Below are 3327 nucleotides of genomic sequence, written 5' to 3'. Positions count from 1 at the left end.
CTCGGCCAGGGCCGCCGTGGCCGCCGCAGCACGCGTCGAGCGGGCCCTGCACATCCTCGGCGAGGACGTACCGGATCATCTGGCCGCCGCGGGCTCGCTCCGAGTCCAGCATCGGCAGGCCTCACTCGAGGAACTCGGCCAGTTGGCCGACCCACCGATGACCAAGGACGCTGTGGCAGGCCGGATCAGGCGCCTGCTGTCCATGGCAGACCGCAAGGCCAAGGAAACCGGAATTCCGGACACCGAGTCCGCGGTCACCGCCGAACTGCTCGACGAGGCGTGACCGGCCCGATCACGTGATGCGCGCGCTCTGCCTGCGCGCACACTAGGGTGGGAACCGCGTGTGGCACCCCGCACGCAGGCACAATCAGACATCTGTTTTCACAACTTTTAGGAGCGAACAGTGACGATCCGGGTAGGCGTCAACGGCTTCGGCCGCATCGGGCGTAACTTCTTCAGGGCTGTCGATGCGCAGAAGGCGCTCGGTACCACCGACATCGAAATCGTTGCTGTCAACGACCTGACCGACAACGCATCGCTCGCACACCTGCTCAAGTACGACTCGATCCTGGGTCGCTTGTCGCACGACGTCTCGCTCGAGGGCGAGGACACCATCGTCGTCGGTGGCCAGAAGATCAAGGCGCTGTCGCTGCGCGAGGGCCCGTCCGCACTTCCGTGGGGTGACCTGGGGGTCGACGTCGTCGTCGAGTCCACCGGTATCTTCACCGACGCTGCGAAGGCCCAGGGCCACATCGACGCCGGTGCCAAGAAGGTCATCATCTCCGCGCCCGCCAAGGGCGAGGACATCACCATCGTGATGGGCGTCAACGACGACAAGTACGACGGCAGCCAGAACATCATCTCCAACGCGTCGTGCACCACCAACTGCCTCGGCCCCATCGCCAAGGTTCTCGACGACGAGTTCGGCATCGTCTCGGGTCTGATGACCACGATTCACGCGTACACGCAGGATCAGAACCTGCAGGACGGCCCGCACAGCGATATGCGTCGCGCCCGTGCTGCAGCTCTCAACGTCGTCCCGACCGGTACCGGTGCAGCCAAGGCAATCGGCCTGGTTCTCCCGCAGCTGCTCGGCAAGCTCGACGGCTACGCGCTGCGGGTTCCGATCCCGACCGGCTCGGTCACCGACCTCACCGCGCTGCTGAAGAAGTCGGCCTCCGCCGAGGACATCAACGCTGCGATGAAGGCTGCTGCCGAGGGTCCGCTGAAGGGCATCCTGAAGTACAACACCGATCCCATCGTGTCCTCGGACATCGTCACCGACCCGCACTCGTCGATCTTCGATGCGCCGCTGACGAAGGTCATCGACGACCAGGTCAAGATCGTCTCCTGGTACGACAACGAGTGGGGCTACTCCAACCGCCTCGCCGACCTCATCGGTCTCGTCGGCAAGTCCCTCTGACACCGATGGCTGTCAAGACACTGCAGGATCTGCTCGATGCCGGTGTCGAAGGCCGTGGCGTCCTCGTGCGATCGGACTTCAATGTCCCGCTCGAGGACGGCACGATCACCGATCCCGGCCGTATCCAGGCGTCGATCCCGACTCTTCGGGCACTGGTCGAGGCGGGTGCCAAGGTCATCGTCACCGCGCACCTCGGTCGTCCCGACGGCAAGCCCGACGCGAAGTACAGCCTGGCTCCGGTCGCAGCGAAACTGGGCGAGCTGCTGGGACGCCACGTTCAGCTCGCGGGCGACGTGGTGGGTCAGGACGCCGAGGCTCGCGCCGAGGGTCTGACCGACGGCGACGTACTGCTGCTCGAGAACATTCGCTTCGATCCGCGGGAGACCAGCAAGGACGAGTCCGAGCGAGCTGCACTGGCCCGTGAACTCGTTGCTCTGGCCGGCGACGACGCGGCGTTCGTCTCCGACGGATTCGGCGTCGTGCACCGCAAGCAGCGTCGGTCTACGACGTGGCGCAGTTGCTGCCCCACTATGCGGGCACACTCGTCGCTGCCGAGGTCGAGGTGCTGGCCAAGCTGACCGAGGACGCCGCGCGTCCGTACGCGGTGGTGCTCGGCGGCTCCAAGGTCTCGGACAAGCTCGGCGTCATCGAGGCGTTGGCCCCCAAGGTCGACACCCTCGTCATCGGCGGCGGCATGGCATTCACGTTCCTTGCCGCGCAAGGATATTCGGTCGGGAACTCGCTGCTGCAGGAGGATCAGATCGAGGTCTGCAAGGACCTGCTCGAGCGTTTCGGCGACGTGATCCACCTGCCCGTCGACATCGTCGTAGGGGACAAGTTCGCGGCGGACGCCGAGGCGAAGACCGTGAAGGCGTCCGAGATTCCGGACGGCTGGATGGGCCTGGACATCGGACCCGACTCGGTCAGTCGTTTCGCCGTGGTTCTCTCCAACGCCAAGACCGTCTTCTGGAACGGACCGGCCGGCGTGTTCGAGTTCGACAAGTTCTCGGCCGGCACCAAGGGCATCGCCGAAGCGATCATCGGAGCCACCGAGAAGGGCGCCTTCAGCGTCGTCGGCGGCGGCGACTCCGCGGCTGCGGTACGCACCCTCGGGCTGCCCGACGACGGCTTCTCGCACATCTCCACCGGCGGCGGTGCATCCCTCGAATACCTCGAAGGCAAGCAGCTCCCCGGCCTATCCGTCCTGGAGGCGTAACGCATGGCACGTAAGCCGCTCATCGCGGGCAACTGGAAGATGAACCTCAACCACCTCGAGGCAATCTCGCTGGTGCAGAAGATCGCTTTCTCGTTGCCCGAGAAGTACTTCGACAAGGTCGATGTGACGGTGATCCCGCCGTTCACCGACATCCGTAGCGTGCAGACCCTGGTCGAGGGCGACAAACTGCTGCTCACCTACGGTGCGCAGGACGTCTCGTCCGAGGACAAGGGAGCCTTCACCGGCGAGATCAGCGGATCGATGCTGGCCAAGCTGGGATGCACCTTCGTCGTCGTCGGTCACTCCGAACGACGCACGCTGCACAGCGAGGACGACGCCGTCGTGCTCGCCAAGACGAAGGCGGCCCTGAAGAACGGACTCACCCCGATCGTGTGTATCGGAGAGGGTCTGAACATCCGCGAGGCCGGCGAGCACGTGGCCTACAACGTCGCACAGCTGCGCGGGTCACTCGACGGACTGTCGGCCGAGGACATCTCCAAGATCGTGATCGCCTACGAGCCGGTGTGGGCCATCGGCACCGGCCGAGTCGCGTCGGCGTCGGACGCTCAGGAAGTGTGCGGCGCCATCCGCGAGGAACTGAAGTCGCTCTCCTCGGACGAGGTCGCCGCGGGCGTGCGCGTGCTCTACGGCGGATCGGTCAATGCGAAGAACGTCGGCGAGATCGTCG

At 65.4% G+C, this 3327-nt stretch carries 3 protein-coding genes and 1 pseudogene; all 4 read left to right on the top strand.

All coding sequences use genetic code 11. The features are described from left to right. Positions 1 to 283, top strand: a 283-nt coding sequence (gene whiA / locus RHBS_RS25920) for a DNA-binding protein WhiA (protein ID WP_128646820.1), incomplete at its 5' end; no start/stop codon positions are given. Between the two features lie 120 nt (positions 284 to 403). Then, positions 404 to 1423: a type I glyceraldehyde-3-phosphate dehydrogenase gene (gap, locus tag RHBS_RS25915; protein WP_121869931.1), complete on the top strand. Its 1020-nt coding sequence runs from the start codon at positions 404 to 406 to the stop codon at positions 1421 to 1423. Positions 1424 to 1428: 5 nt separating this feature from the next. Beyond that, positions 1429 to 2639 (top strand): annotated as a pseudogene (pgk, locus tag RHBS_RS25910) (phosphoglycerate kinase). A 3-nt stretch (positions 2640 to 2642) separates the two neighbouring features. Beyond that, positions 2643 to 3327: triose-phosphate isomerase (tpiA, locus tag RHBS_RS25905; RefSeq protein WP_128646819.1), on the top strand; the 685-nt coding region annotated here is incomplete at its 3' end.

It is taken from the genome of Rhodococcus sp. BS-15, from assembly GCF_000813105.1.
GTDB lineage: Bacteria > Actinomycetota > Actinomycetes > Mycobacteriales > Mycobacteriaceae > Rhodococcoides.
The sequence above is the reverse complement of the archived record's forward strand: the minus strand, read 5'-3'. Positions and strand labels throughout refer to the sequence as shown.